This window comes from Rhodococcus sp. R1101 (genome assembly GCF_000278445.1).
GTDB lineage: Bacteria > Actinomycetota > Actinomycetes > Mycobacteriales > Mycobacteriaceae > Rhodococcus > Rhodococcus gordoniae.
On record NZ_AJVB01000698.1, the window covers coordinates 1 to 1,477 of the forward strand.

1 protein-coding gene is annotated in these 1,477 nt (G+C 65.9%); it reads right to left on the reverse strand.

Annotated elements, in window-relative coordinates; translation table 11 throughout:
- A partial coding sequence (locus R1101_RS0123355; protein ID WP_026003634.1) for a selenium-binding protein SBP56-related protein occupies positions 1–1,180 on the reverse strand: 1,180 nt, incomplete at its 3' end.
- Positions 1,181–1,477: the final 297 nt, after the last annotated feature.

Sequence of the window (1,477 nt, forward strand, 5' to 3'; positions counted from 1 at the left end):
CCCGGCTGATCTCGACCATCTGCGGACCACCGGACAGCGGCTCGTTCGGTACCGCCGGATGGGCGCGGCGGCCGACGATCCCTCCGAGCCGGACGGACCCGGTCTCCTTCGGATGGTCGGGCTCACGCACGTCGAACTGTTTGAGCTCTCCGGTGCCCCAGCACGAGACGTAGAGGAACGCGTCGTCGACCGACAGGTCGATGTCGGAGACGAGCGGCGGTACCGCACCGAACGGCTTCAACGCCGGCGGCAGTGCGTCCGGCTCTGCCGGCTCGGCCGGGATCGTGATCACCTTGTCCACTGCCCAACCGTCGTCACTACGGCGCCAACGCCACACCGACGCGGACAGGTCCTCCGTCGAGACGACCACGCCGACGAATCCCCAAGTGGCCTCCGGGTCGTGCGACGGGCGCAGTTCGAGCGGCATCTGATACTGCGCGCCCAGATCCACTCGCTGCTGGTGCGCGCCAGTGGACAGGTCCCAGAAATGAATCGCATGGCCGTACTCGTTCGCCAGTAGCAGCTCGGGCACCAATCCGTTCTCGATCATCGACGGTGTGCCCCATTCGCTGCTGATCAGCGTGTTCTGGTTCAGATGCCACCAGGCGTCGTACGCGAAATACTGCGGCCCCCGGTCGGCTTCCCATCGCCGGAGCACGTCGAACGTGCCGTGATCGAGGAGGGCGATCCCGCCTGGGCCGTCGGATCCGTCGGCACCACCCAGGCAGGTCATGAACACGCCGTCCGGCCCGCAGTGCAAGGTGTGCGGTCGAGAGTAACCCGCCTTGGCAGCGAGATCGGCAGCGTCCACAACCTTGGCCACGGTGGGTTGACGCGGGTCGGGACCGGTGTCGAGCACATACAGGAACGACGAGCGGATGCCCGGCACGATGAGGTATCGGCGTGCCAATCCCGTCATATCGTGGCCCTCGTGCTTCAACGCGCTGCTGCAGGCGTTCCAGCCGAAATGATGCAGTTCGTTACCCAACCCGGGTACCTCGGTCCAGCCCACCAGTCGGCCATAGGTGTCCGAGCCGGGATCCACGTCTATCACGCTCATGGCGTCGGGCTTGTCCGCCGCGCGATCGAACGCAGCCACGTAGGCCAATCGCTCCGGTGGGGCGGCGGCCGCGTCTGCTGCGGTCCGATAGAAGGTCGGGTCTGTGGTCGGCCGACTCATTTTCAGCCTCCTTCGTCGAGGAGACCCCACAAGACAGAATACGAGGATCGTGCGAGGGACGGAACCGTGGCGAGCTCCCGGCCGGACGCCGCGAACCGGCGTGCAGCGCTCCGCGCTGTGGACCGGATCGCGACGGCCGGGCGATAGCGGTACGGTCGGGTTCTCCCCGACGAATACTCAAGTGACCCAACGTAGAAGGGAACCCATCCTCAGGTAAGGATGGGTTCCCTCGTCGACGAGTCCCTGGAGGACGGTCGTTACTGCAATCCCTACAGGTCTGTTATCCCTGCGCAGCGG